The following is a 23,617-nucleotide window of genomic DNA, read 5'->3' as shown; positions in this document are numbered from 1 at the left end:
AGGCACCATGCGTGCACTGCCTCGTCACGTCCCCTCAAGCATCGAACTGCACGGTGTGCGGTGGTTGCGCAGCAGCTACAGCACCGGCGCGAACAACTGCGTCGAGACCGCCCGTCCGGCCGCCCCGCCTTGGGCCGGACTGCTCGCCGTGCGCGACTCCAAGGACCCGGCCGGGCCCGCGCTGCTCTTCTCACCGAGGAGCTGGGCCCAGTTCACGGCCGCGGTCGACCGTATCTGAGCCGTATCCCAACCCACTCCTGCTCAGTCCGTCGTCGAGCGACGCCCGGCCGTGTCACGCCGACTCATGGCCGCGTCTCGCCGATCAGTCGTACAGCGCGTTCGATCTGTTCCCCGGTCAGGTCCGCGCGGGCGGTCAGCCTGAGCCGTGAGATGCCGTCGGGCACGGAAGGAGGACGGAAGCAGCCCACGGCCAGGCCCGCCGCGCGGCACTCGGCCGCCCAGCGCACGGCGTCCTCGGGAGAGGGCGCCCGCACCGAGACCACCGCGGCGTCCGGACGTACCGCTTCCAGACCCGTGGCGGTCAGGCGTGCGTACAACTCGCCCGCCACCGCACGGGCCCGTGCCGCGCGCTCCGGCTCGCGGCGCAGCAGGCGCAGAGCCGACAGGGCCGCCCCCGCCGCCGCGGGGGCGAGCCCCGTGTCGAAGATGAACGTCCGTGCCGCGTTGACCAGGTGGTCGATCACCCGGGCCGGGCCGAGGACGGCTCCGCCCTGGCTGCCGAGCGACTTGGACAGCGTGACCGTCACGACCACGTCGTCGGCGCCCGCGAGCCCCGCCGCGTGCGGGGCGCCGCGGCCGCCGTCGCCGAGGACGCCCAGGCCGTGGGCGTCGTCCACCACCAGTCCGGCGCCGTGCTCCCGGCACGCCCCGGCGAGCGCGGCGAGCGGGGCCGCGTCGCCGTCGACCGAGAAGACCGTGTCGGACACGGTGATCGCCGTGCCCTCATGCGTGTGCAGCGCCTTGCGCACGGCCTCCGGCTCGGCGTGCGCCACCACCTGTGTGGTGCCGCGGGCCAGCCGGCAGCCGTCGATGAGCGAGGCGTGGTTGCCCGCGTCGGAGACGATGAGGGAGCCGTGCGGGGCCAGCGCGGTGACCGCCGCGAGGTTGGCCGCGTAGCCGGAGGAGAAGACGAGGGCCGCCTCGGCACCGCAGAAATCGGCCAGTTCCTGTTCGAGTTCGGCGTGCAGTTCGGTGCTGCCGGTGACGAGCCGGGAGCCGGTCGAGCCGCCGCCCCAGAGCCGTGCGGCCCGGGCCGCACCCTCGGTGACCTCGGGGTGGTGGGCCAGTCCCAGGTAGTCGTTGCTCGCCAGGTCGAGGAGCGGCGAAACGGCCGGACGGGGGCGCAGGGTCCGTACGAGTCCGGCACGGCGGCGCAGCCGCGCCTGCTCGTCGATCCAGCCGAACGCCATGGGGGATCCTCCGGGGAATTTGTAGGCAGTGCACAGACACTAGCGGGACCTCCAGCAGGTCACTGTGTGGCAATACCCACACCTCGAAGCGGCTCTGTTGTACGAACTCTCCTTGGCCCCGGGCGGCTCCGTACGACAGGATCGGCTCCCATGGACCTGCTGAACACGCTGGTGGACAAGGGGCTTCGGCGCGAGCTGCCGACCCGCGAAGAGGCGCTGGCCGTCCTCGCGACGTCCGACGACGACCTGCTCGATGTGGTGGCCGCGGCCGGGAAAGTGCGCCGGCACTGGTTCGGCCGGCGGGTGAAACTCAACTATCTCGTCAACCTGAAGTCCGGGCTGTGTCCCGAGGACTGCTCGTACTGTTCGCAGCGGCTCGGCTCCCAGGCCGGAATCCTGAAGTACACCTGGCTCAAACCCGACCAGGCCTCCGACGCGGCGGCGGCCGGGGTGGCCGGGGGCGCCAAGCGGGTGTGCCTCGTGGCCAGCGGGCGCGGCCCGACCGACCGGGACGTGGACCGGGTCTCCGAGACGATCAAGGCCATCAAGGAGAACAACGAGGGCGTCGAGGTGTGCGCCTGCCTCGGGCTGCTCTCCGACGGACAGGCCGAGCGGCTGCGCGAGGCGGGCGCCGACGCCTACAACCACAACCTCAACACGTCCGAGGCGACGTACGGGGAGATCACCACCACCCACACCTACGCCGACCGCGTGGACACCGTCGAGAAGGCCCACGCGGCAGGGCTGTCCGCCTGCTCCGGGCTGATCGCCGGCATGGGCGAGTCGGACGAGGACCTGGTCGACGTCGTCTACTCGCTGCGCGAACTGGACCCGGACTCGGTTCCGGTCAACTTCCTGATCCCGTTCGAGGGCACCCCGCTGGGCAAGGAGTGGAACCTGACGCCGCAGCGCTGCCTGCGGATCCTGGCCATGACGCGGTTCGTGTGCCCGGACGTCGAGGTGCGGATCGCGGGCGGGCGCGAGGTCCATCTGCGCACGATGCAGCCGCTCGCCCTGCACCTGGCCAACTCGATCTTCCTCGGTGACTACCTCACCAGTGAGGGCCAGGCGGGCAAGGCCGACCTGGAGATGATCGCGGACGCCGGGTTCGAGGTGGAGGGCACCGACCAGGTGACACTGCCGGAGCACCGCGCGGCCGGGGGCTGTCACGACGGCGGCGGAGGCTGCGGTTCCGAGGGGGGCGGAGTCTGCGGTTCCGCTGCCGCCCCGGAGGCCGCGGAGCCCAGCACGGCCGCCGAGCCCCGGACGGCCGCCGATCCCCGGACCGACCTGGTCGCCGTCCGCCGCCGGGGCGCCGGAACGGATCTCGCGCCCAATGCCTGAGCTGATGGTGCCCGAACTGCTGGAGCTCGACCGCCGACACGTGTGGCACCCGTACGGCCCGATGCCCGGCCGGCAGGAACCGCTCGTCGTGGAGTCGGCGAGCGGGGTGCGGCTGCGGCTCGCCGACGGCTCGGGAGAGCTGGTCGACGGCATGTCGTCCTGGTGGTCGGCGATCCACGGCTACAACCACCCGGTGCTCAACGAGGCGGCGCGCGGGCAACTGGATCGGATGAGCCACGTGATGTTCGGCGGGCTCACCCACGAGCCCGCCGTACGACTGGCGAAGCTCCTTGTCGACATGTCGCCCGAGGGGCTCGAGCATGTGTTCCTCGCCGACTCCGGCTCCGTGTCGGTCGAGGTCGCGGTCAAGATGTGCCTCCAGTACTGGCGCTCGCTGGGCCGCCCCCGCAAGCAGCGGCTGCTGACCTGGCGCGGCGGCTACCACGGCGACACCTGGCAGCCGATGTCGGTGTGCGATCCCGAGGGCGGGATGCACGAGCTGTGGACCGGGGTGCTGCCGCGTCAGGTGTTCGTCGACCCGCCTCCGGCCGCGTACGAGGAGTCGTACGCCGAACTGTTGCGCGCGTCGATCGAGCGGCATGCCGACGAGCTGGCCGCGGTGATCGTGGAGCCGGTGGTGCAGGGCGCGGGAGGGATGCGGTTCCACTCCCCCGCCTATCTGCGGGTGCTGCGCGAGGCGTGCGACGCGCACGACGTGCTGCTGGTGTTCGACGAGATCGCGACCGGCTTCGGCCGCACCGGCGCGCTGGTCGCGGCGGAGCACGCGGCCGTGACACCGGACGTGATGTGCCTGGGCAAGGCGCTCACCGGCGGATACATGACCATGGCGGCGACGCTGTGCACCCCGCGGGTGGCCGACGGCATCTCGCGGGGCGAGGTGCCGGTGCTCGCGCACGGCCCGACCTTCATGGGCAATCCGCTGGCGGCGGCGGTGGCCTGCGCCTCGATCGAGCTGCTGCTCGGCCAGGACTGGCGCACGGAGGTCAAGCGGATCGAGACGGGGCTGCGGGACGGGCTCGCGGCGGCCTCGGACCTGCCGGGCGTGAAGGACGTGCGGGTCCTCGGCGCCATCGGGGTGGTGCAGCTCGACCACGAGGTGGACATGAAGGCGGCCACGCAGGCGGCCGTACGCGAGGGCGTGTGGCTGCGGCCGTTCCGCGATCTGATCTACACGATGCCGCCGTACGTCACGGGCGACGCGGACGTGGCGCGGATCGCGCGGGCGGTGTGCGCGGCGGCGCGGGAGGGATGACATGTCGGTACTGGTGATCACGGGCACGGGCACGGAGGTCGGCAAGACGGTCGTGACCGCCGCGGTGGCCGCGACGGCGCTGGCGGCCGGCCGTTCGGTGGCCGTGCTGAAGGCCGCGCAGACGGGCGTACGGCCGGACGAGCCGGGGGACGCCGCCGAGGTCGCGCGGCTCGCGGGTGGAGTGACGACGGCGGAACTCGCCCGCTATCCCGAGCCGTTGGCGCCCGCCACGGCAGCCCGCCGGGCCGGTCGCGCCCCCGTGCACCCGCACGAGGTCGCGGAGGCCGCCGCCAAGCTGGCCACCGAGCACGACCTGGTGCTGGTCGAAGGCGCGGGCGGCCTGCTCGTACGTTTCGATCCGGCCGGCGGCACCCTTGCGGACGCGGCCCGGCTGCTCTCGGCGCCGGTACTGGTCGTGGCCTCGGCGGGGCTCGGCACCCTGAACACGACGGAGCTGACGGCACGTGAGCTCCGCGCCCGGGGGCTGGACCCGGCGGGGATCGTGATCGGGAGCTGGCCCGCCGCGCCGGACCTCGCCTCGCGCTGCAATCTCGCGGACCTGCCGGACGTGGCCGGGGCACCGCTGCTGGGCTCCGTTCCCGCCGGGTCGGGGGCCCTCTCCCCCGCCGCCTTCCGGGCGGCCGCGCCGCACTGGCTGGCGCCGCGCCTGGACGGTACGTGGGACGCGGAGGCGTTCCAGGTGCGTCAGGCGCCCCCGGCGTTCTGAGAGTTTCGGCGGGCGCGCGGTGAAACCGGCGCGGATGTGATCGCGTGTTGGACTACGTACGTGATCACCTCCGAAGGGAACACCGTGCACACCACACACCTACGCCCGTCCCGCCGCACGGCCCTCGCGCTGGGCGCCGCCGCCGCTCTCTCGCTGGGCGGCGGCACGGCCCAAGCCTTACCCGGCACAGGCGGCGTCACCGCACGGCTGAGGAAACTGGAGCGGGAGCACACCGCCCGGCTGGGCGTGTACGCCCGCAATCTGCGCACGGGCCGGACGGTGGCGTACCGGGCCGGTGAACGCTTCCCGATGGCCTCGGTGTTCAAGACGCTCGCCGCCGCGGCCGTCCTGCGCGACCTCGATCGCGACGGCGAGTTCCTGGCGCGGCGCATCCACTACACCCAGGACTACGTCACGAAGTCGGGCTACTCCCCCATCACCGAGGACAACGTCGCGACCGGCATGACCGTCGGCGAACTGTGCGACGCCACCATTCGCTTCAGCGACAACACCGCGGGCAATCTGCTCCTGAAGGAGCTGGGCGGGCCCACCGCCATCACGCGCTTCGCCCGCTCGATCGGTGACGGTGTCACCCGACTCGACCGGTGGGAGCCCGAACTCAACAGCGCGGAACCGTGGCGCACGACCGACACGACCACTCCGCGCGCGATCGGCCTGTCCTACGCCCGTCTCGTGCTCGGCGACGCGCTGGAGCCCCGGGACCGCGCACGGCTCACGGACTGGCTGCTCCGCAACACCACCAGCACCGAGAAGTTCCGCAAGGCCCTGCCCGCCGACTGGCTGATCGCCGACAAGACCGGCGGCGGACGATACGGCGGCAACAACGACGTGGGCATCACCTGGCCGCCGGACGGGCCGCCGATCGTGATGTCCGTCCTGACCACCCAGCCGGAGGAGGACGCCCCGGCCGACAACCCGCTGGTGGCCGAGGCGGCCGCGTTGCTGGCAACGGAACTCGGCTAGAACCCGTGGACGACCGAGGAGAGCGGCGAGCCGGGCGGCGGTGGGACGCCTGGCTCGTCGCGGGCGCGGTCGGTGTCGCCGGTCTGCCGGCCCTGCACTCCGCCGTGCCCAACGGGGTCGGGCGTCTCGGGAGCCTCCTGGAGACGTTCCTGCCGTGGCTGGGCCTGGCCGTGCCGCTCCTCGGCTGCCTCGCCGTGCTCGGGCGGTCGGCGGCGGGACTGCTCGCCTGCCTGGTGCCCGTGGCGGTCTGGCTGTGGATGTTCGGCGGGCTGTGGTTCTCCTCGCCGCCGGAGTCGTACGACCTGACCGTCGTCCAGCACAACGTGGCCGACGACAACGCCGACCCCTCCGGCACGGCACGCGCGCTGCTCGCGACCCGTGCGGGCCTGGTGGCCGTGCAGGAGCTCACGCCCGCGGCGCGGCCCGAGTACCAGGACGTCCTGGGCGCCTCCCACCCGTACCGGGCGGTCCACGGCACGGTCGGGCTCTGGTCGGCCTGGCCCCTGTCGGATGTGCGGCCGGTGGACGTCCGGCCCGAGGGCTTCCCGAAGAGCTGGCGGCGCGCGCTACGAGCCACGGTGTCCGCGCCCGGCGGGGAGGTCGCGGTGTACGTGGTCCACCTGCCGTCCGTCCGGCTGGGTCCGACGGGGTTCGCCTCGGCGGCCCGTGACGAGAGTGCGGCGCTGCTCGGGGCACGGATCGCGGACGACCCGGCCGACCGGCTCCTGGTGGTCGGCGATCTCAACGGCACGGTGCAGGACCGGGGGCTCGGTCCGCTCACCTCCCGACTGCACGCCCCGCCCTCGGGGTTCGCGTTCAGCTGGCCGGCTTCCCTGCCGGTGGCGAGGATCGACCAGGTGCTGGGCAGGGGCGTCGCGGTGACAAAGGTGTCGGCGCTGGACGCGACGGGGAGTGACCATCGGCCGGTGCTGGGCCGCGTACTCCTGCGGTAGCCGGCAGGGGTGCGCCGGGCCCGCCCGGGGGACAATCGGGGTAAGGCCAGCCTCATCCGGGAGGTCCCCATGCCGCTCCGCTCCGGCAAGGTGCCGCGGGATGCCGTGCACCATCCGCTGTTCGCCCGCTGCTACGCCCGGGTCAGCGTCACCGCCGAGACCCGGATGGGCGTGGGCCGGATGCGCGAGAGGCTGCTCGCCGGGCTGTCCGGGCGGGTGATCGAGATCGGCGCGGGCAACGGGCTGAACTTCGCGCACTACCCGGGCACCGTCGCGGAGGTCGTGGCCATCGAGCCGGAGCGGCGGCTGCGGCAGCTGGCCGTGGAGGCCGCCCTGCGCGCGGAGGTGCCGGTGGACGTGGTGCCGGGTGCGGCCGAGGCGCTGCCGGTCAAGAGCGAGGGCTTCGACGCGGCCGTGGTGTCGCTGGTGCTGTGCAGCGTGCGGGACGTGCCCCGGGCCCTCGGGGAACTCCGGCGGGTGCTGCGGCCGGGCGGTGAGGTGCGGTTCTTCGAGCACGGCCGGGGCGGCGGCCGTGTGATGACCTTCACGCAGCACGCGCTGGACCGGACGGTGTGGCCGGTGCTGAGCGGAGGCTGCCACCTGGCGCGGGAGCCGGTGCGGGCGCTGCGGGACGCCGGGTTCGAACTCGGCCCCTACCGGCAGGTGCTGCTGCCGGAGCAGGGGCCGGTGCTGCCCAGCTCGTACTGCGTGCTGGGCACGGCGTGGCGGCCGGTCAATTCGTAGTCACCGGGTCACAGGCTCCACTGGCGCAGCTCCTGCTCGATGTCCCGCACGGAGGCCTCGCCGCTCTTGACCAGCCGGGCGAGGTCGCGGACCTGCTCGGGTGAGGTGACGACCTTGGCTCCGCTGGCGACGAGGTACGCGTAGGCGACGGCGGAGGCGAACAAGGCGTTGGAGCGTTCCAGCGCGGGGACGTGGATGAGGAGCTGGAGCAGCGCGGCGGCGCGGGCGTGCGGGCTGTCGTAGACGGGGACGTCGAATATGGCGGCCTGGTGGCGTGCGACGGCGGCGACGAGGGCTCCCCAGTCGGTGACCTGGGGGTCTCCCGGGGTCTTCTGCTCGGCGAGCATCAGCAGCCAGGCGAGGTCGATCTCCAGGTTGTTCAAGGGTTCAGTGGCGACCTTCGCGCGTGCCTTCACGGTCTGCGCCGAACTCCTCGGCGAAGACGGACTCGTACTGCTTCATGAAGTCTGCGGCGGCCTCCACGAACGTGTGGCCCACCTCGCCGGTGTCCTGTCTGACCAGCTCCTCGATGTAGCGGTTGACGCTCATGCCGCGGGCCAGGGCGCGTTCGCGGGCGGCTCGGGCGGTGCCCTCGTCGACTCGCACGTTCAGCTGGGTCTTCGCCATACCTTGAAGCTAGCGCGGAGGTGCTAGCACCGGCAAGGGCGGAACTCCGACCCGAGGAGGATACGAGTGTGGGCCGCGTCACATTACCCTCGGGCAAGGTGACGAAATCCGGCGTCCACCACGAGGAGGCGGCCTTGTCCACACCTGCTGCGGAGCACGCCCCCGGCCTCGCGTCGGCCGACGGGATCGCGGCCCGCGCCCGCGGTCTGACCAAGGCGTACGGCTCGGGCGAGACGGCCGTGCTCGCACTCGACGCGGTGGACGTCGACATCGTCCGCGGCCGTTTCACCGCCGTGATGGGGCCGTCGGGCTCCGGGAAGTCCACGCTGATGCACTGCCTGGCGGGGCTCGACACCGTCTCGGCGGGCCAGGTGTGGCTCGGCGACACGGAGATCACGGGTCTGAAGGAGCGCGAGCTGACGCGGCTGCGCCGGGACCGGATCGGGTTCATGTTCCAGTCGTTCAACCTCATCCCGACCCTGAACGCGCTGGAGAACATCACCCTGCCCATGGACATCGCGGGCGAGAAGCCCGACGAGAAGTGGCTGGACCAGGTGATCGACACCCTCGGCCTGCGGGACCGGCTCAGGCACCGGCCGTCGCAGCTCTCCGGCGGCCAGCAGCAGCGCGTGGCCTGTGCGCGGGCGCTGGCCTCCCGCCCCGAGCTGATCTTCGCGGACGAGCCGACCGGGAACCTCGACTCGCGCGCCGGCCTGGAGGTGCTCGGCTTCCTGCGCGAGGCGGTGGACCAGCTCGGGCAGACCGTCGTCATGGTCACCCACGACCCGGGCGCCGCCGCCCACTCCGACCTGGTGCTCTTCCTCGGGGACGGCCGGATCGTCGACGAGATGCGGCGGCCGACGGCGGAGACCGTGCTGGAACGCCTGAAGCGGTTCGACGTGATCCGGACCCGTTTCGACGACACCCCGGCGTCGTCCGAGGAGAACTGATCCCGTGCTCAAGGCGACCCTGAGGAGCTTCCTGGCGCACAAGGGGCGGCTGCTGCTCTCGGCGCTCGCCGTCCTGCTGTCCGTCGCGTTCGTCACGGGCAGCCTGATCTTCTCGGACACCGTCAGCCGTACGTTCGACCGGCTGTTCGCCTCCACCGCGGCCGATGTCACCGTCAGCCCGAAGGAGGACCTCGACGAGGCCGTGCCCTCCGGCCGGACGGCCACCCTGCCGGCCGCTCTCGCCGAACGCGTGCGGCAGGTCGACGGGGTCACGGCGGCACGCGCCGAGGTCGACGTGGAGGGCCTCACCGTCGTCGACGAGGAGAACGAGCCGGTCGGCCCGACCACCGGGGCCCCCACGCTCGGCACCGCCTGGAACCCGACCGAGCGCAGCCCCGTGGAGCTGACCTCCGGGCACGCCCCGCACGGCGACGGGCAGGCGCTGCTCGACTCGGAGACCGCCGGCCGCAAGGACGTGCGCATCGGCGACACCCTCACCGTGATCGCACCGCCCGGGTCGTTCGAGGTCCGGGTCGTCGGCATCGCCACGTTCACGACCACCAACCCCGGCGCCGCGCTGGTCTTCCTCGACCCCCGCACCGCGCAGACGAAGCTGCTGGACAGCCCGCGGGCCGCCACCAGCATCTCGGTCGACGCCGCCGACGGCGTCAGCGACGAGCAGCTCAAACAGCGCGTGGCCGCCGCGCTCGGCGCGCACACCTACGACTTCAGGACCGCCGACGAGCAGGCGAAGTCGGACGTCGAGCAGCTGGGCGGATTCCTCGACGTCATCAAGTACGTCATGGTCGGCTTCGCCGGGATCGCCGTGCTGGTGGGCGTGTTCCTGATCGTCAACACCTTCTCCATGCTCATCGCCCAGCGCACCCGCGAGCTGGGGCTGCTGCGCGCACTCGGCGCCGACCGGCGCCAGGTCCGCCGCTCGGTGCTCACCGAGGCCGTCCTGCTCGGTCTGGTCGGCTCCACGCTGGGACTCGCCGCCGGCATCGGGCTCGCGGCCGGGCTCATCGAACTCATGGGCCTGCTCGGCATGAACATCGACGCGGGCGAAATGGTCATCGGCTGGGTGACGCCCGTGACGGCGTACGTCGTCGGTCTCGGAGTCACCTTCGTCGCCGCGTACCTGCCGGCGCGGCGGGCCGCCGGGGTGTCGCCGATGGCCGCGCTCTCGGACGCCGAGGTCGCCGGGGTGGGCCGGCCGCTGCGGGTGCGTGCGGTGGCGGGCGCGGTCGTCGGGGCCGCCGGTGCGGCGGCGCTCGTGGGGTGCGTGGTGGCGGAGCAGACGTCGTCGGCGGCGTCCCTGCTGGGACTCGGTGTCGTGCTCTCCCTGATCGCGACCGTGATCGCCGGGCCGCTGCTGGTGCGCCCGGTGATCCGCGTGCTCGGCGCGGCCTTCCCCGCGTTGTTCGGGTCGATCGGCCGGATGAGCCAGCGCAACGCCCTGCGCAATCCCCGCCGTACCGGGGCCACCGCTGCCGCACTCATGGTGGGCCTCGCCCTGGTGGGCGGGATGTCGGTGGCGAGCGCCTCGATGACCAGCTCGTTCGACCAGCAGATCGACAAGACGCTGGGCGCCGACTTCGTGATCCAGAACACCAACTTCCTGCCGTTCCCCGAGGAGGTCACCGACAAGGTGCGCGGTACCGAGGGCGCGGGCCTCGTCGTGCGGGGGCGGTTCACGCCGGTCGCGGTGCGGCTCCCGGACGGCGACCGTGTGGAGACGACCGCCGCGGGCTACGATCCGCGGCTCGACGAGGTCGCCAACATCACTTACGTACAAGGGGACTCGGCGGCCGCGCTCGCGGACGGGCGTCTCGCCATGGACCGGGACTTCGCGCGCGACCACGGCGTACGGGTGGGCAGCACGGTCCCGGTGGAGTTCCCGGGCGGCCGCAGGGCCGGGCTGACGGTCGGCGCCCTCACCGACCAGGACTCCGCCGAGGGATTCGGCACGCAGGGCGGGCTCTACTTCGGCCTCGCCACCCTGGAGCGGTACGCGCCGGGCGGGCAGGACTCCGCGCTGTACGTCAACGCCGCCCCCGGCACGAGCGACGACGACCTGCGCGCGCACCTGGAGCGGACCCTGGACCCCTATCCCCAGGTGCAGGTGCGGGACCTGGCCGACTACAAACAGCTGGTGCACGACCAGATCGCCGTCCTGCTGTACCTCGTGTACGCGCTGCTGGGACTGGCGATCATCATCGCGGTGCTCGGCGTGGTCAACACCCTCGCGCTGTCGGTCGTCGAGCGCACCAGGGAGATCGGCCTGCTGCGGGCGATCGGGCTGGCGCGCCGGCAGCTGCGCCGTATGATCCGGCTGGAGTCGGTGGTGATCGCGGTGTTCGGGGCCGTCCTGGGGCTCGCGCTGGGGCTGGTGTGGGGCGTGTGCACCCACGAGGTGCTGGCTCTCCAGGGCATGACGGCCCTCGCGATCCCGTGGACCACGATCGTCGCGGTGGTGATCGGCTCGGCTGTGGTGGGGGTCGTGGCGGCGCTGCTCCCGGCGTTGCGTGCCTCCCGCATGAACGTACTGGCGGCCATCGCGCACGAGTGATGGAATCGCGGCGGGTACTCAAGTCGCTTCCGTGTGAGGAGAGTTCATGTCGCGTCCGTTCCGCTTCGGGGTCAACCTGCTCGAACCCGCCTCCGCCGAGGAGTGGCGCGCCAAGTGCCGCCGGGCCGAGGAGCTCGGGTACGACGTGATCCTCGTCCCCGACCACCTGGGCATGCCGGCGCCCTTCCCGGCGCTGGTGGCGGCGGCCGAGGCCACCGAGCGGCCGAGGCTCGGCACCTTCACGCTCAACGCGGGCTTCTGGAACCCGACGCTGCTGGCCCGCGAGGTGGCCACGACGGACGCGCTGACGGGCGGCCGTCTGGAGCTCGGCCTCGGCACCGGCTACGTACGGGCGGAGCACGACAGCGCCGGGCTGCCGTTCGGCTCACCGGGCGAGCGGGTGGACCATCTGCGGCGCACGGTCGAGGAGCTGAAGCGGCTGCTGGGCTCGGACGAGCACCAGCCGCAGGCGGCGCAGCGGCCCCGGGTGCCGCTGCTGATCGGCGGCAACGGCGACCGGATGCTGCGGCTGAGCGCCGAGCACGCCGACATCGCGGCGTTCACCGGGGCACGTACGGTGCCGGGCAGCACCACCGGGCAGTTGACGCCGATCACCGCGGACGAGCTCGACGAACGCGTGGCCCGCTACCTGAAGCTCACGGCGGACCACCGCGAGGAGCCGCCCGAGCTGAACCTGCTCCTGCAGATGGTGATCGGCACCGAGGACCGCGAGGCCGCGGTCCGGCCGTTCCTCGAACACATCCCGGACATGACGGTGGATCAGGTCCTGGAGCTCCCTGTCTCTCTGGTCGGCACCCTGGACGAACTCGCCGAGCAGGTCCTGGCCCGGCGAGAGCGCTACGGCTTCACGTATCTGACGGTCCTCGAGCCCTACATGGAGGCGTTCGCGCCGGTCATGGAGCGGGTGCGCGGGGCCTGACGTCCGCATGCTGGAATCATGCGCCCAGGGTGACCGTGCGTGATGTGATCACCGTATGACCGAGCTGCGTATCCGGGCCGCGACGCCCGAGGATCTCGACACCGTGCTGGCGTTCTGGAAGGTGGCCGCCGAGGGCACGAGCATCAGTGACGACCGCGGTGGCGTGGAGCGGCTCGTCGCGCGCGACCCCGAGGCCCTGATCCTCGCGGAGCGCGGCGGCGAGTTGGCCGGCACGGTGATCGCGGGGTTCGACGGCTGGCGCTGCCACCTCTACCGGCTGGCCGTGCATCCGGACCACCGCCGCCAGGGCATCGCCTCCGCGCTGCTCGCCGCGGCCGAGGAGCGGTTCGTCACGCTCGGCGGGCGGCGCGCGGACGCGATGGTGCTCACGGACAACGAGACCGCGCACCACGCGTGGGGAGCCGCCGGATACGCGCCCGAGGAGCAGTGGCGACGCTGGGTGAAGCCCCTCATCGACTGAGGACTCCGGCCACCAGCAGGCGGGCGTAGGCGGCGTCGAGTCCGTCCGGGCGGAACAGGATGCGGTACATCATGGGCGCGACGACCTGGTCGACGACCGTCTCGAGACCGGGTGCCGGCTCCCCCCGCTCGGACGCGCGACGGAGGATGACGTCGATCTGCTCGGCGGCGTAGGCGGAGCACTGGCCGGCGTTGCCGCCGTCCGGGTCGCCGAGGAGTGCGTCACGGATGTAGGCGCGGCCGGCGGGCGAGGACATCTCGTCGAGGAACTGCTCGGCCCAGACCGTCAGGTCGGACGCCAGGGTGCCGAGGTCCTCGGGTTCGGTGTCGGGCCGCAGCCGCTCGACCGCCACGTCCGACAGCAGCACCTGCAGGTCTCCCCAGCGGCGGTAGATCGTGGACGGCGTCACACCCGCGCGCTGGGCGACCATCGGCACCGTCAGGGCGTCCCGGCCGACCTCCGAGGCGAGTTCGCGCACGGCGGTGTGCACCGCCGCCTGGACCCGCGCGCTGCGCCCGCCGGGGCGCACCATCTGCCTGCTCACGGAACCCACCTTAAAGCGAACCCATTGCTTCTAGCACAGTGCTGCTCGGGTCGCGGGCGCGAGATCGTGGGCTGGTCCTGTCTGTTCGCTGGCGTGCCCGACCCGCAGCAGCAGACTCTCCCCGAGCGGCGGCCCGAGGAGCTGCATGCCGATCGGCAGACCCGCCGTGTCGTGGCCGACCGGGACGGAAAGGGAGGGCAGGCCGGTGATGTTGGCCGGGGCCGAGAGCCGCACATAGGCGTCCGAGACGCCCTCGACGGTGCCGTCGGCCCAGGTGACCGTCTCCTGCCCGGCCGCGACGGCGGTCATCGGCACGCTGGGGGCGGCGATCAGGTCGACCTCCCGCAGCAGCCGCGCCCATTCCTGCCGCATGAGGGTGCGCGAGCGCTGGGCACGCAGGTAGTCCCCGGCGGGCATCAGTTCACCGGCTTCGAGAAGGATCCGGACGTCGGCCTGGTAGAGCTCGGGGACCGTGCGCAGGCTGCTCTCGTGGTAGGCGGTGGCCTCGGGCACCATCAGACCCCACTGGGTGGCCTGGATGTAGCGGGTCATGGGGATGTCGACGTCGACGAGGCGGGCACCGAGTGCCTGGAGCCGGCCGATCGCGCTCCGGACGGCGGCTGCCACCTCCGGGTCGACGTGGTCGAAGAAGTAGGTGCGCGGCACCCCGATCCGCAGGCCGGTCAGATCCGTGTCAGGGCCCGGCCGGTAGTGCGCCGGGGGTGCGGTCAGCGACGCGGGGTCGCGGGGATCGTGGCCGGCCAGGACCGCGAGGACCAGGGCCGCGTCCTCGGCCGTGCGGGTGATCGGGCCGACGTGGTCCAGGGACCAGGACAGGGACGTGACGCCGTGGCGCGGGACGAGGCCGTAGGTCGGCTTGAGGCCGACGACCCCGTTCAGCGCGGCGGGCACCCGGATGGATCCGCCGGTGTCGGTGCCCAGGGCGAAGGTGGCGGTGCCGGCGGCGACGGCGACGGCTGAGCCGCCGCTGGAGCCGCCGGCGACCCGGCCCGGGTCCCAGGCGTTGTGGGTCTGCGGGGTGGTCAGCCCGTAGGCGAACTCGTGCGTGTGGGTCTTGCCGAGCAGGACCGCTCCGGCCGCCGACAGACGTGCGGCGACGGTGCTGTCGGTGTGCGCGCGGTGGCCGGACCGAACCCGGGACCCGGCCGATGTGGTCGTACCGGCGACATCGATCAGGTCCTTCAGGCCCATCGGGATGCCGTGCAGCGGACCGCGGTGGCGGCCGGCCGCGATGTCGTTCTCGGCTCGGCGCGCCGCCCGGCGCGCGCCCTCCGCGTCGACGGTGACGTAGGCCCGGAGGTGCGGCTCCATCTGCTCGATGCGGTCCAGTACGGAGTCGGCCAGCTCGACGGGGGACAGCCGGCGTGCCCCGATCGCGTCGGCGGCGGCAGCGAGCGTCAGTTCATACGGCTGCATCGTGCGTCTCCTTCGCCACTGCGGCGCGGTAGGCGAGGGCGGGCGGGGTGTCCCCGAAGTCCAGCTCCCTCAGGACCGAGACGACGGAGTGGATGTGGTCGGCGGTGGCCGCGACCGCCGCGTGACGGTCGGCGGGCAGTGCGAGTCCGGCGCGGCGGGCCCAGCGGGCCGCTTCGGGTGGCGTGAGTGCGGGGTGGGACATGAGGCCCCCTGTAAAGGCTAACTGTTTGCGTTAGGGGACCTTAGGATCTACCGTCGCCTTAACGCAAACGGATTGCGTTAAGCGCCCTGAGGAGGACCCATGACCACACCCGCTTCCTGGACCGTGGGCGACATCACCGTTCACCGCGTCGACGAGATCCCTCTGCCACCCGCCATCGGAGCCTGGCTGCTGCCCGACGCCACCCCCGACGTCGTCGCCGGGCAGGACTGGCTGCGCCCCCACTTCGCCGACGACGAAGGCGTCCTGCGCGCCGACAGCCACAGCTTCGCCTTCACGGTCGGCGGGCTGCGCGTCCTGGTGGACACCGGCATCGGCAACGGCAAGGAGCGGGCCGATCCCGCCTGGCACGGCCTGGACACCGACTATCTTCGGCACCTCACCGCCGCCGGTTTCCCCCCGGACTCCGTCGACCTGGTGATCCTCACCCACCTGCACGCCGACCACGTCGGCTGGAACACCCGGGAGGTGAACGGCGCGTGGGTTCCCACCTTCCCGAACGCCCGCTACGTGACCTCCCGCACCGAGCGGGAGTTCTGGGCCGGGTACGACATGGACGAGGCGCGCCGCCAGATGTTCCGCGACTCCGTGATCCCGGTGGAGGAGGCGGGGCTGCTCGACCTCCCCGACGTCCCCGCCGAGGGCCTCGAAGTCGTCCCGGGACTGCGCCTGATCCCGACCCCAGGGCACACCCCCGGCCATGTCGCCGTCGAACTGACCAGCCGCGGACGGACGGCACTGATCACCGGCGACTGTGTCCACCACCCCGTCCAGCTCGCCCACCCCGGTATCGGCGCCTGCGTCGACATCGACCCCGGACGGTCGGAGGCCTCACGCCGCGAACTGCTCGGCGCGCTCGCCGGCACGGACACCCTCCTCCTGGGCACCCACTTCGCACCGCCCACCGCCGGCCGCGTCATCGCCCACGAGGGCGGCTACCGGCTCGCTCCCGTGCCCGCCGACTCCCGCTGAGCACTCCGGCCGCAGGACTTTGCTGATCCTTTACCCTGGGATGGCCACTCGGTTCTGCATGAAAGGTTGTGAGCGTCCGCCCATGGGCGAGCCTCCCAGTGCGCGACACCGCGCGTTCCGCCCCGTCCTGGAGAACCATGGAACGGGGGTGAACCGATGACCGAAGTGCTCCTCCTCCTGGCGGCGATCCTGCTCTCGCTCGCCTGCGGTGCCTTCGTGGCGGCCGAGTTCTCCCTCACCACGGTCGAGCGCGCCGAGTTGGAGCAGGCGGTGGCGCGCGGCGAGCGGGGCGCGCAGGGCGCCCTGAAGGCCGTACGGAACCTGACGTTCCAGCTTTCCGGGGCGCAGCTCGGCATCACGGTCACGAACCTGGTCGTCGGCATGCTCGCCGAGCCGTCGATCGCCGCGCTGATCGCCGGGCCGCTGGAGGACGCCGGCGTCTCACGCTCGGCGTCGCACAGCCTGGCGCTGGTGCTGGGCACGGCTCTGTCCACGGTGTTCCTCATGGTCGTCGGCGAGCTGGTGCCCAAGAACTGGGCGATCTCGTCGCCCCTGGCGGTCGCCAAGACCGTGGGCAACGCCCAGCGCTGGTTCAGCGCCGCGTTCCGGCCCTTCATCAGGCACCTCAACAACACGGCGAACCGGGTCGTGCGCCGGATCGGTGTGGAGCCCGCCGAGGAGCTGGCGTCGGCGCGCGGGCCGCAGGAGCTGGCGGCGCTCGCCCGGCACTCCGCCAAGGAAGGCGTCCTGGAGGCCGACACCGCCGAGCTGTTCGTACGGACGCTGAACCTCGCCGACCTGACCGCGGAGAACGTGATGACACCCCGGGTGCAGGTCGTCGCCCTGGAGGTGCGGGCGACCCTGGAGGACGTGGCGAACGCGACCCGGGCGACCGGCCTGTCCCGGTTCCCCGTCTACCGCGACACGCTCGACTCGGTCGTCGGGACGGCGCACGTCAAGGACGTGCTGGCGGTCCCGGCGGAGCGCCGGACCCGGATCTTCGTCTCCGAGCTGATGCGCGAGCCGCTGCTGGTCCCGGAGACCCTCACCGTCGACCGGCTCCTGGACCGGCTCTCCGGCAAGCGCACGATGGCCGTCGTGATCGACGAGTACGGCGGCACGGCGGGCGTGGCCACCCTGGAGGACATCGTCGAGGAGGTCGTCGGCGAGGTGCGCGACGAGCACGACCCGCACGAGCTGCCCGACCTCGCGCCGGCCGGCACGGACGAGGCCGGCCGCCCCCTGTACTCGGCCGACGGCTCCGCGCGCGTGGACCACCTCGAACGCGTCGGGCTGCGCGCCCCGGAGGGGCCGTACGAGACGCTCGCCGGGCTGGTGGCGACGGTGCTCGGCCGGATACCGGCCGCCGGTGACACCCTCGAGGTCGCCGGCTGGCGGATGGAGGTCCTGGACGCCACCGGCCGCCGGGCCGCCCGCGTCCGGCTGCGCGCGCCTCTCGACGACGAGAAGCCCGACGAGAAGGGAGCGGAGCTGTGACCGCCGTCCAGCTGCTGATCGGTCTGGCGACGCTCGTCGTCAACGCCTTCTTCGTCGGCGCCGAGTTCGCACTGATCTCGGTGCGCCGCAGCCAGATCGAGCCCTACGCCGACCGGGGCGACCGGCGCGCCAAGAGCGTGCTGTGGGGCCTGGAGCACGTGTCCGCGCTGATGGCTGCCGCACAGCTCGGCATCACGCTGTGCACGCTGGTGCTGGGTGTGGTGGCCGAGCCGGCGATCGCGCACCTGCTGGAGCCGGTGTTCCACGCGGTGGGCGTGGCCGAGGGCGCGGGACACGCGGTGTCCTTCGTGATCGCGCTGGCCCTGGCCACGTATCTGCACATGCTGCTCGGCGAGATGGTGCCGAAGAACATCGCGCTCGCCGAGCCGGTGCGCAGCGCGCTGACGCTCGGCCCGCCCCTGGTGACGCTGTCCCGGGCGCTGCGCCCGGTGATCTTCACGGTGAACGCCTTCGCCAACGCCCTGCTGAAGCTGCTGCGCGTGGAGGCGCGGGAGGAGGTCGCCGCCTCCTACTCGGACGCCGAGATAGCGCAGATCGTGAAGGACTCCAGCGAGGCCGGCCTCATCGACGACCGCGCCCAGGAGCGGCTGCACGACGCGCTGGAACTGGGCCGCCGCCCGGTGCGCGACGTGGTGCTGCCGCTGGAACGCGTGGTGTACGCGCGCGTGGGCGTCACTCCGGACGAGCTGGAGGGGCTGTCGGCGGAGTCCGGGTTCTCCCGCTTCCCGGTGGTGGACGAGGGGCGGCGGATCGTCGGCTACCTGCATGTGAAGGACGCGCTGGACGCCGCCGGGCGCGATGTGCCGTTCCGGCTGCGGGACATGCGGCCCATCGCGCGCGTGCGGGAGCACACGCCGCTGGACGACGTGCTCACGGCGATGCGGGGCAGCCGTACGCACCTCGCGGCCGTCCTCGGGGCGGACGGCCGGCTGGCCGGGCTCGTGACGATGGAGGACGTCCTGCGGGAGCTGTTCGGCCAGCGGGCGTGAGGGCCCGGTCGCCGATGCTCCCGGGTGGGTGACCGACTGCTGGGTATGTGCACGGGATACTATTTCCGCCGCCATGGACACGAACCCCACCTACAGCAGCCTCGTCGCGGTCGGCGACTCCTTCACCGAGGGCATGTCGGACCTGTTGCCCGACGGCACGTACCGGGGCTGGGCCGATCTCCTCGCCGCGCGGATGGCGGCCCGCACGCCCGGCTTCCGCTACGCCAACCTCGCGGTGCGCGGCAAGCTGATCCGGCAGATCGTCGACGAGCAGGTGGACGTGGCCGCGGCCATGGAGGCCGACGTCGTCACCCTGGTCGGCGGGCTCAACGACACGCTGCGGCCGAAGTGCGACATGGGCCGGGTGCGGGGGCTCCTGGAGGAGGCCGTGGAGCGGCTGGCCCCGTCGTGCAAGCAGCTCGTGCTGATGCGCAGCCCGGGCCGCCGGGGTCCCGTCCTGGAGCGGTTCCGGCCGCGCATGGAGGAGCTGTTCGTCTGCGTCGACGAGCTCGCAGCACGGCACGGCGCGATCGTCGTCGACCTGTACGGCGCCCCCTCGCTCGCCGACCCGCGGCTGTGGGACGTGGACCGGCTGCACCTGACGGGCGAAGGCCACCGCCGGGTCGCCGAAGGGGTGTGGCAGGCGCTCGGCTACGAGCCCGAGGACACCGAGTGGCGCACCCCGATGCCCACGACCCTGCCGCCCGACTGGGTCATGCGCCGCGCGGCGGACCTGCGGTTCGCCCGGCAGCACCTGCTGCCCTGGATAGGCCGCCGCCTGACGGGCCGCTCCTCGGGCGACGGCCTGCCGCCGAAGCGGCCCGAGCTGCTGCCGTACGAGCACCGGGCTTAGGCGGTTCCCGCAAGCCGCTCCGCCGACGACCAGGGGAACTGACTGACCCGACCTTTTCCTGTGCCGGTGTGGGCCTTGACGTCGACGGTGCTCGTGGCCGGCCGCACCTCGGTACGATCCGGGCACCATCCTGAAGGGGGGACCGCCATGGTGGCGTTCAACGTGCGGCCGGACATTGATGCGGCGGCCGAGAAGCTGTCCAGTTCCTTCGGCGCGAAGCGGGAGATCCAGAGGCTTCCCGAGGTGCTGTGGGAGGGCGAGACAGTGGAGATGCTCGCCACGGGGGTGTACGGCAAGGGCAACGGTCTGCTGGCGATGACGAATCAGCGTTTGGTCTTCTACTTCCATGGGGTGATGTCCCAGAAGGTGGAGGATTTCCCGTACAGCCGGATCAGCTCCGTGCAGTGGTCGGGCGGCATGCTGATGGGAACGCTGACGGTGTTCGCGTCGGGCAACAAGGCCGAGATCAAGCAGGTGCCGAAGGATCAGGGGAAGGCGCTGGCCGACCACCTGCGCATGAAGATCTCGGCCAGTGGTGCCCCGGTCGCTCCGATGCCGCCCGCGTCCTCAGCGACCTCCCCCGCGACCGACATCGCTTCGCGCCTGACGACGCTGGACCAGTTGCGGGCAGCTGGAGCGATCACGGACGCGGAATACCGGGATCGACGGACGAAGATCCTCGACAGCCTGTAGGGAACAGATCACCAGGAAGCCCCGGCGAGGAGCCCGAGCCGGGGCTTCTCCTCTGCCTGTGCGAGCACCTCTAGTAGGTTCCCACGAAGGTACCCGCGGCGTCGGCCTGCAGGAACCGCCAGTAGAATCCGTCCACGTGACTTCCGCTCCCGCCAAGCCCCGCATCCCGAACGTCCTCGCCGGACGCTACGCCTCCGCCGAGCTCGCCACGCTCTGGTCGCCCGAGCAGAAGGTGAAGCTGGAGCGGCAGCTCTGGCTCGCCGTGCTGCGGGCCCAGAAGGACCTCGGGATCGAGGTGCCGGACGCGGCGCTCGCCGACTACGAGCGTGTCCTCGACACCGTCGACCTGGCCTCCATCGCCGAGCGCGAGAAGGTCACGCGGCACGACGTGAAGGCGCGGATCGAGGAGTTCAACGCCCTCGCCGGGCACGAGCACGTGCACAAGGGCATGACCTCCCGCGACCTCACCGAGAACGTCGAGCAGCTCCAGATCCGGCTCTCGCTGGAACTGATGCGCGACCGCACGGTGGCCGTCCTGGCCCGCCTGGGCAAGCTGGCCGGCGAGTACGGCGAGCTGGTCATGGCCGGCCGCTCGCACAACGTCGCCGCGCAGGCGACCACCCTCGGCAAGCGCTTCGCGACCGCCACCGACGAGCTGCTCGTCGCCTACGGCCGCATCGAGGAGCTGCTGGGCCGCTACCCGCTGCGCGGCATCAAGGGCCCGGTCGGCACCGCTCAGGACATGCTGGACCTGCTGGGCGGGGACGCCGCGAAGCTCGCGGAGCTGGAGCAGCGGATCGCCACGCACCTGGGCTTCTCGCAGGCGTTCACCTCGGTCGGCCAGGTCTACCCGCGCTCGCTGGACTACGAGGTCGTGACGACGCTGGTGCAGCTGGCGGCGGCGCCGTCGTCGCTGGCGAAGACGATCCGGCTGATGGCCGGGCACGAGCTGGTCACCGAGGGCTTCAAGCCGGGCCAGGTCGGCTCCTCGGCGATGCCGCACAAGATGAACACCCGCTCCTGCGAGCGCGTCAACGGCCTGATGGTGATCCTGCGCGGCTACGCCTCGATGACCGGCGAGCTCGCGGGCGACCAGTGGAACGAGGGCGATGTGTCCTGCTCGGTGGTGCGCCGGGTCGCGCTGCCGGACGCGTTCTTCGCGCTGGACGGTCTGCTGGAGACGTTCCTCACGGTGCTCGACGAGTTCGGCGCGTTCCCGGCGGTCGTGGCGCGTGAGCTGGACCGCTACCTGCCGTTCCTCGCGACCACCAAGGTGCTGATGGGTGCCGTGCGCGCGGGCGTGGGCCGGGAGCTCGCGCACGAGGCGATCAAGGAGAACGCCGTGGCCTCCGCGCTCGCGATGCGCGAGCAGGGCGCCGCGCGCAACGAACTGCTCGACAAGCTGGCCGCCGACGCGCGCATTCCGCTCGACCGCGCCGAGCTGGACGCGCTGATGGCCGACAAGCTGTCCTTCACGGGTGCCGCGGGCGACCAGGTCGCCGCCGTCGTCGCCCGGGTCGAGGAGATCGTGAAGCAGCACCCCCAGGCCGCGGGCTACACGCCCGGCGCGATCCTCTGACGCGTCGCACCCGATGCCCCGTTTCACGCCCGAGGAGCTTCAGGCCGCCCGCGACCGTGTCGTGCCGGACGTGGTCGCGGACGGTCTGCGGGTGCTGTTCTGCGGCATAAATCCCGGGCTGATGACGGCCGCGACGGGCCATCACTTCGCCCGCCCCGGCAACCGCTTCTGGCCGGTGCTGCACCGCTCCGGGTTCACGCCGCGGCTGCTGAAGCCCTCCGAACAGCAGGAGTTGCTGTCGTACGGGCTCGGCATCACCAATGTCGTGGCGCGGCCGACCGCTCGGGCCGACGAGCTGAGCGCCGAGGAGTACCGGGAGGGCGGGCGGCTGCTGGCGCTGAAAGTGGGGCGGCTGCGGCCGCGCTGGCTGGCCGTGGTCGGAGTGACCGCGTACCGCGCCGCGTTCGACGACCGGAAGGCCCGGGTCGGCCCGCAGTCCCGGATGGTCGGGGACACGCGGGTGTGGGTGCTGCCCAATCCGAGCGGGCTGAACGCGCACTGGACGGCCGAGACGATGGCCGAGGAGTTCGCGCGGCTGCGGGAAGCTGCCGAGAGCTGATCGCTCACGGCGGGTCCGTCTCCGTGACCAGGGCCAGCAGCCGCACCTCGTGCGACGTGTCGCGGTCGGTGACCGCCACGGCGACCCAGCGGCCGGTGCCCTCCACCTCCCACACGTACGCGACGCTCGCGCAGGCGCTCAACTCGGCCCACGGCCGGGGTATCTCCTCGCGCTCGGTGCGCAGCAGGACGGTCTGCAGGTTGTAGGGGGGCGTGTCGCCCCAGCGTGAGGCGAGAAGCTCGTAGACGGCGTCCCGGTCCTTCTCGTACTGGTCGATCGTCACCGCGTGGAGCGCCGGGTCGTCGTCGGGCGCGGCCTCTAACACCGCGGTGTGCCGGCCGGGTCCGGAGACGCCGACGTCCGACGGGCCGTGCTCCGCCGGAAAGGGGCGGTAGCACAGCTCGTCGATGAGGGCGATGTGCTGTGCGATGTTCATGGGTCCAGTAAACCCGGCCCCACTGACACTTGGCGGGGCGTCAACCTGTTCCCGCCGTTGTTGCGGTCAGGCGTCCCGGCGGCGCAGGCTCCACGCCCCCGCCAGCAGTGCGCCCGCCGTCCACAGCGCGGTCACCCCGAGCCCCGACCACGGCCCGAGGGTGCCGTCGTAGGTCTCCCTCAGGACCAGCTGTCCCGCCTTGTCGGGCAGGAAGTCGGCGACCGTGCCCGTCGCGTCGCCGATCACGAACGACACGACGAGGATGAACGGGATCAGCAGGGACAGCGTGGCCACGCCGCTGCGCAGCAGGGCGGCGAGTCCGGCGGCGAACAGGGCCATCAGCATGAGGTAGACACCGCAGCCCACGACGCCGCGCACCTGCTCGCCGGTGCCGAGCCCGTCGGCCGCCGGGCCGAGCCCGGCCCGGGCCACGAGGAGGGCCACGAGGGCGGTCACCAGCCCTACCAGCAGCGCCGGTACGGCGATGACGGCCGCCTTGGCCGCGAACCACCGGCCGCGCCGCGGCACCGCGGCCAGCGAGAGCCGGAGCGCGCCCGACTGGAACTCCGACGACACGGCCATGGCCCCGAAGGAGACGGCCGCGATCTGCCCCGCCACGACCCCGGACAGGGCCGTGAACAGCGGGTCGAAGTCAGGGTCCGACGTCCCGGAGACACCGGCGATCGCGGAGAACGCCGTGGTCGCGGCGAACAGGGCCAGGAGCGCTCCGGGAAGCGAGCGGAGCGTACGGATCTTCAGCCACTCGGAGCGGAGGACAGGGGTGAGTTCCAT

Annotated in this window: 26 protein-coding genes; 18 read left to right on the top strand and 8 right to left on the bottom strand. The window is 72.4% G+C overall.

Annotation, left to right across the window (positions count from 1 at the left end; translation table 11 throughout):
• The first annotated feature begins 7 nt into the window (after positions 1-7).
• Positions 8-238 carry a DUF397 domain-containing protein gene (locus MQE23_RS37550; RefSeq protein ID WP_037667669.1) on the top strand — a complete coding sequence of 77 codons (231 nt, stop codon included), beginning with the start codon at positions 8-10 and terminating at the stop codon, positions 236-238.
• 64 nt (positions 239-302) lie between these two features.
• Here the strand turns inward: MQE23_RS37550 and MQE23_RS37545 are convergent, their stop codons facing one another.
• Positions 303-1,430: an 8-amino-7-oxononanoate synthase gene (locus MQE23_RS37545; RefSeq protein WP_243381458.1), complete on the bottom strand. Its 1,128-nt coding sequence runs from the start codon at positions 1,428-1,430 to the stop codon at positions 303-305.
• A gap of 150 nt (positions 1,431-1,580) precedes the next feature.
• Between MQE23_RS37545 and bioB the strand changes: the two genes are divergently transcribed.
• The 6 genes from bioB (at position 1,581) to MQE23_RS37515 (ending at position 7,455) form a co-directional block, all read left to right on the top strand.
• Entirely contained in the window at positions 1,581-2,774 is a 1,194-nt protein-coding gene (gene bioB / locus MQE23_RS37540; RefSeq protein ID WP_020270793.1) for a biotin synthase BioB, read from the top strand.
• On the top strand, positions 2,767-4,047 hold the full coding sequence (locus MQE23_RS37535) for an adenosylmethionine--8-amino-7-oxononanoate transaminase (protein WP_243381457.1): 1,281 nt from the start codon (positions 2,767-2,769) through the stop codon (positions 4,045-4,047). Before bioB ends, MQE23_RS37535 begins: the two co-directional genes overlap by 8 nt.
• A gap of 1 nt (position 4,048) precedes the next feature.
• On the top strand, positions 4,049-4,774 hold the full coding sequence (gene bioD / locus MQE23_RS37530) for a dethiobiotin synthase (RefSeq protein ID WP_243381456.1): 726 nt from the start codon (positions 4,049-4,051) through the stop codon (positions 4,772-4,774).
• Positions 4,775-4,858: 84 nt separating this feature from the next.
• Positions 4,859-5,758 (top strand): class A beta-lactamase, encoded by a 900-nt coding sequence (bla, locus tag MQE23_RS37525; RefSeq protein WP_243381455.1) that lies wholly within the window; start codon positions 4,859-4,861, stop codon positions 5,756-5,758.
• Positions 5,759-5,763: 5 nt separating this feature from the next.
• Positions 5,764-6,711 carry an endonuclease/exonuclease/phosphatase family protein gene (locus tag MQE23_RS37520; RefSeq protein ID WP_243381454.1) on the top strand — a complete coding sequence of 316 codons (948 nt, stop codon included), beginning with the start codon at positions 5,764-5,766 and terminating at the stop codon, positions 6,709-6,711.
• 69 nt (positions 6,712-6,780) lie between these two features.
• Positions 6,781-7,455, top strand: a complete 675-nt coding sequence (locus tag MQE23_RS37515) for a class I SAM-dependent methyltransferase (protein ID WP_020270798.1) — start codon at positions 6,781-6,783, stop codon at positions 7,453-7,455.
• Between the two features lie 8 nt (positions 7,456-7,463).
• On the opposite strand, the gene MQE23_RS37510 is transcribed toward MQE23_RS37515, so the two are convergent.
• The gene (locus tag MQE23_RS37510) at positions 7,464-7,838 is read right to left on the bottom strand and encodes a hypothetical protein (protein WP_010041116.1); all 375 of its coding nucleotides are present in this window, start codon (positions 7,836-7,838) and stop codon (positions 7,464-7,466) included.
• 4 nt (positions 7,839-7,842) lie between these two features.
• On the bottom strand, positions 7,843-8,082 hold the full coding sequence (locus tag MQE23_RS37505; protein ID WP_020270799.1) for a hypothetical protein: 240 nt from the start codon (positions 8,080-8,082) through the stop codon (positions 7,843-7,845).
• Between the two features lie 134 nt (positions 8,083-8,216).
• On the opposite strand from MQE23_RS37505, the gene MQE23_RS37500 reads away from it, so the two are divergent.
• Genes MQE23_RS37500 through MQE23_RS37485 form a run of 4 tightly spaced genes read left to right on the top strand, consistent with a single transcriptional unit; the run spans position 8,217 to position 13,025 of the window.
• Positions 8,217-9,032: an ABC transporter ATP-binding protein gene (locus tag MQE23_RS37500; protein WP_037667674.1), complete on the top strand. Its 816-nt coding sequence runs from the start codon at positions 8,217-8,219 to the stop codon at positions 9,030-9,032.
• A 4-nt stretch (positions 9,033-9,036) separates the two neighbouring features.
• The gene (locus tag MQE23_RS37495) at positions 9,037-11,604 is read left to right on the top strand and encodes an FtsX-like permease family protein (RefSeq protein ID WP_020270801.1); all 2,568 of its coding nucleotides are present in this window, start codon (positions 9,037-9,039) and stop codon (positions 11,602-11,604) included.
• Positions 11,605-11,650: 46 nt separating this feature from the next.
• Positions 11,651-12,544: an LLM class F420-dependent oxidoreductase gene (locus MQE23_RS37490; RefSeq protein WP_020270802.1), complete on the top strand. Its 894-nt coding sequence runs from the start codon at positions 11,651-11,653 to the stop codon at positions 12,542-12,544.
• 55 nt (positions 12,545-12,599) lie between these two features.
• Positions 12,600-13,025 (top strand): GNAT family N-acetyltransferase, encoded by a 426-nt coding sequence (locus MQE23_RS37485; RefSeq protein ID WP_020270803.1) that lies wholly within the window; start codon positions 12,600-12,602, stop codon positions 13,023-13,025.
• Here MQE23_RS37485 and MQE23_RS37480 read toward each other — a convergent pair.
• Genes MQE23_RS37480 through MQE23_RS37470 form a run of 3 tightly spaced genes read right to left on the bottom strand, consistent with a single transcriptional unit; the run spans position 13,015 to position 15,208 of the window.
• Positions 13,015-13,557 carry a TetR/AcrR family transcriptional regulator gene (locus MQE23_RS37480; RefSeq protein ID WP_037667675.1) on the bottom strand — a complete coding sequence of 181 codons (543 nt, stop codon included), beginning with the start codon at positions 13,555-13,557 and terminating at the stop codon, positions 13,015-13,017. The two genes, MQE23_RS37485 and MQE23_RS37480, sit on opposite strands and share 11 nt — an antisense overlap.
• A 42-nt stretch (positions 13,558-13,599) precedes the next feature.
• On the bottom strand, positions 13,600-15,006 hold the full coding sequence (locus MQE23_RS37475) for an amidase (RefSeq protein ID WP_243381453.1): 1,407 nt from the start codon (positions 15,004-15,006) through the stop codon (positions 13,600-13,602).
• A complete protein-coding gene (locus MQE23_RS37470; protein ID WP_243381452.1) occupies positions 14,993-15,208 on the bottom strand; it encodes a hypothetical protein in 216 nt (71 codons plus the stop codon). Before MQE23_RS37470 ends, MQE23_RS37475 begins: the two co-directional genes overlap by 14 nt.
• A 99-nt stretch (positions 15,209-15,307) precedes the next feature.
• Here MQE23_RS37470 and MQE23_RS37465 point away from each other — a divergent pair, with 99 nt between their 5' ends.
• The 7 genes from MQE23_RS37465 to mug all read left to right on the top strand — a co-directional run bounded on the left by MQE23_RS37465 (position 15,308) and on the right by mug (position 22,389).
• Positions 15,308-16,198 (top strand): MBL fold metallo-hydrolase, encoded by an 891-nt coding sequence (locus MQE23_RS37465; RefSeq protein WP_020270749.1) that lies wholly within the window; start codon positions 15,308-15,310, stop codon positions 16,196-16,198.
• Positions 16,199-16,354: 156 nt separating this feature from the next.
• Entirely contained in the window at positions 16,355-17,695 is a 1,341-nt protein-coding gene (locus MQE23_RS37460) for a hemolysin family protein (RefSeq protein ID WP_020270748.1), read from the top strand.
• Positions 17,692-18,705 carry a hemolysin family protein gene (locus tag MQE23_RS37455; RefSeq protein ID WP_020270747.1) on the top strand — a complete coding sequence of 338 codons (1,014 nt, stop codon included), beginning with the start codon at positions 17,692-17,694 and terminating at the stop codon, positions 18,703-18,705. Before MQE23_RS37460 ends, MQE23_RS37455 begins: the two co-directional genes overlap by 4 nt.
• Positions 18,706-18,778: 73 nt before the next feature.
• A complete protein-coding gene (locus tag MQE23_RS37450; protein ID WP_020270746.1) occupies positions 18,779-19,558 on the top strand; it encodes an SGNH/GDSL hydrolase family protein in 780 nt (259 codons plus the stop codon).
• 147 nt (positions 19,559-19,705) lie between these two features.
• A complete protein-coding gene (locus MQE23_RS37445) occupies positions 19,706-20,251 on the top strand; it encodes a PH domain-containing protein (protein ID WP_020270744.1) in 546 nt (181 codons plus the stop codon).
• A gap of 136 nt (positions 20,252-20,387) precedes the next feature.
• The gene (gene purB, locus MQE23_RS37440) at positions 20,388-21,830 is read left to right on the top strand and encodes an adenylosuccinate lyase (protein WP_020270743.1); all 1,443 of its coding nucleotides are present in this window, start codon (positions 20,388-20,390) and stop codon (positions 21,828-21,830) included.
• Between the two features lie 13 nt (positions 21,831-21,843).
• On the top strand, positions 21,844-22,389 hold the full coding sequence (gene mug, locus MQE23_RS37435) for a G/U mismatch-specific DNA glycosylase (protein WP_020270742.1): 546 nt from the start codon (positions 21,844-21,846) through the stop codon (positions 22,387-22,389).
• A gap of 4 nt (positions 22,390-22,393) precedes the next feature.
• Here the strand turns inward: mug and MQE23_RS37430 are convergent, their stop codons facing one another.
• Both MQE23_RS37430 and MQE23_RS37425 read right to left on the bottom strand, forming a co-directional pair.
• Positions 22,394-22,825 carry a hypothetical protein gene (locus MQE23_RS37430; protein ID WP_020270741.1) on the bottom strand — a complete coding sequence of 144 codons (432 nt, stop codon included), beginning with the start codon at positions 22,823-22,825 and terminating at the stop codon, positions 22,394-22,396.
• Between the two features lie 66 nt (positions 22,826-22,891).
• Positions 22,892-23,617, bottom strand: coding sequence for an ABC transporter permease (locus MQE23_RS37425; RefSeq protein WP_037667656.1), 726 nt, complete (start codon positions 23,615-23,617; stop codon positions 22,892-22,894).

This window comes from Streptomyces sp. HP-A2021 (assembly GCF_022807935.1).
In the GTDB taxonomy this organism is placed as follows: Bacteria; Actinomycetota; Actinomycetes; order Streptomycetales; family Streptomycetaceae; genus Streptomyces; species Streptomyces afghaniensis.
Note: the sequence above shows the minus strand (reverse complement) of the source record. Positions and strands in the feature narration are given on the sequence as shown.

What these genes read in the sequence shown, in the direction of transcription:
- MQE23_RS37425 (WP_037667656.1), bottom strand. Translation starts at nt 23,617, where the DNA reads ATGGAACTCACCCCTGTCCTCCGCTCCGAGTGGCTGAAGATCCGTACG.
- MQE23_RS37430 (WP_020270741.1), bottom strand. Translation starts at nt 22,825, where the DNA reads ATGAACATCGCACAGCACATCGCCCTCATCGACGAGCTGTGCTACCGC.
- MQE23_RS37470 (WP_243381452.1), bottom strand. Translation starts at nt 15,208, where the DNA reads ATGTCCCACCCCGCACTCACGCCACCCGAAGCGGCCCGCTGGGCCCGC.
- MQE23_RS37550 (WP_037667669.1), top strand. Translation starts at nt 8, where the DNA reads ATGCGTGCACTGCCTCGTCACGTCCCCTCAAGCATCGAACTGCACGGT.
- MQE23_RS37445 (WP_020270744.1), top strand. Translation starts at nt 19,706, where the DNA reads ATGGTGGCGTTCAACGTGCGGCCGGACATTGATGCGGCGGCCGAGAAG.
- MQE23_RS37545 (WP_243381458.1), bottom strand. Translation starts at nt 1,430, where the DNA reads ATGGCGTTCGGCTGGATCGACGAGCAGGCGCGGCTGCGCCGCCGTGCC.
- MQE23_RS37490 (WP_020270802.1), top strand. Translation starts at nt 11,651, where the DNA reads ATGTCGCGTCCGTTCCGCTTCGGGGTCAACCTGCTCGAACCCGCCTCC.
- MQE23_RS37505 (WP_020270799.1), bottom strand. Translation starts at nt 8,082, where the DNA reads ATGGCGAAGACCCAGCTGAACGTGCGAGTCGACGAGGGCACCGCCCGA.
- MQE23_RS37475 (WP_243381453.1), bottom strand. Translation starts at nt 15,006, where the DNA reads ATGCAGCCGTATGAACTGACGCTCGCTGCCGCCGCCGACGCGATCGGG.
- bioD (WP_243381456.1), top strand. Translation starts at nt 4,049, where the DNA reads ATGTCGGTACTGGTGATCACGGGCACGGGCACGGAGGTCGGCAAGACG.
- MQE23_RS37535 (WP_243381457.1), top strand. Translation starts at nt 2,767, where the DNA reads ATGCCTGAGCTGATGGTGCCCGAACTGCTGGAGCTCGACCGCCGACAC.
- MQE23_RS37480 (WP_037667675.1), bottom strand. Translation starts at nt 13,557, where the DNA reads ATGGTGCGCCCCGGCGGGCGCAGCGCGCGGGTCCAGGCGGCGGTGCAC.
- MQE23_RS37515 (WP_020270798.1), top strand. Translation starts at nt 6,781, where the DNA reads ATGCCGCTCCGCTCCGGCAAGGTGCCGCGGGATGCCGTGCACCATCCG.
- MQE23_RS37485 (WP_020270803.1), top strand. Translation starts at nt 12,600, where the DNA reads ATGACCGAGCTGCGTATCCGGGCCGCGACGCCCGAGGATCTCGACACC.
- MQE23_RS37460 (WP_020270748.1), top strand. Translation starts at nt 16,355, where the DNA reads ATGACCGAAGTGCTCCTCCTCCTGGCGGCGATCCTGCTCTCGCTCGCC.
- bioB (WP_020270793.1), top strand. Translation starts at nt 1,581, where the DNA reads ATGGACCTGCTGAACACGCTGGTGGACAAGGGGCTTCGGCGCGAGCTG.
- mug (WP_020270742.1), top strand. Translation starts at nt 21,844, where the DNA reads ATGCCCCGTTTCACGCCCGAGGAGCTTCAGGCCGCCCGCGACCGTGTC.
- MQE23_RS37465 (WP_020270749.1), top strand. Translation starts at nt 15,308, where the DNA reads ATGACCACACCCGCTTCCTGGACCGTGGGCGACATCACCGTTCACCGC.
- MQE23_RS37450 (WP_020270746.1), top strand. Translation starts at nt 18,779, where the DNA reads ATGGACACGAACCCCACCTACAGCAGCCTCGTCGCGGTCGGCGACTCC.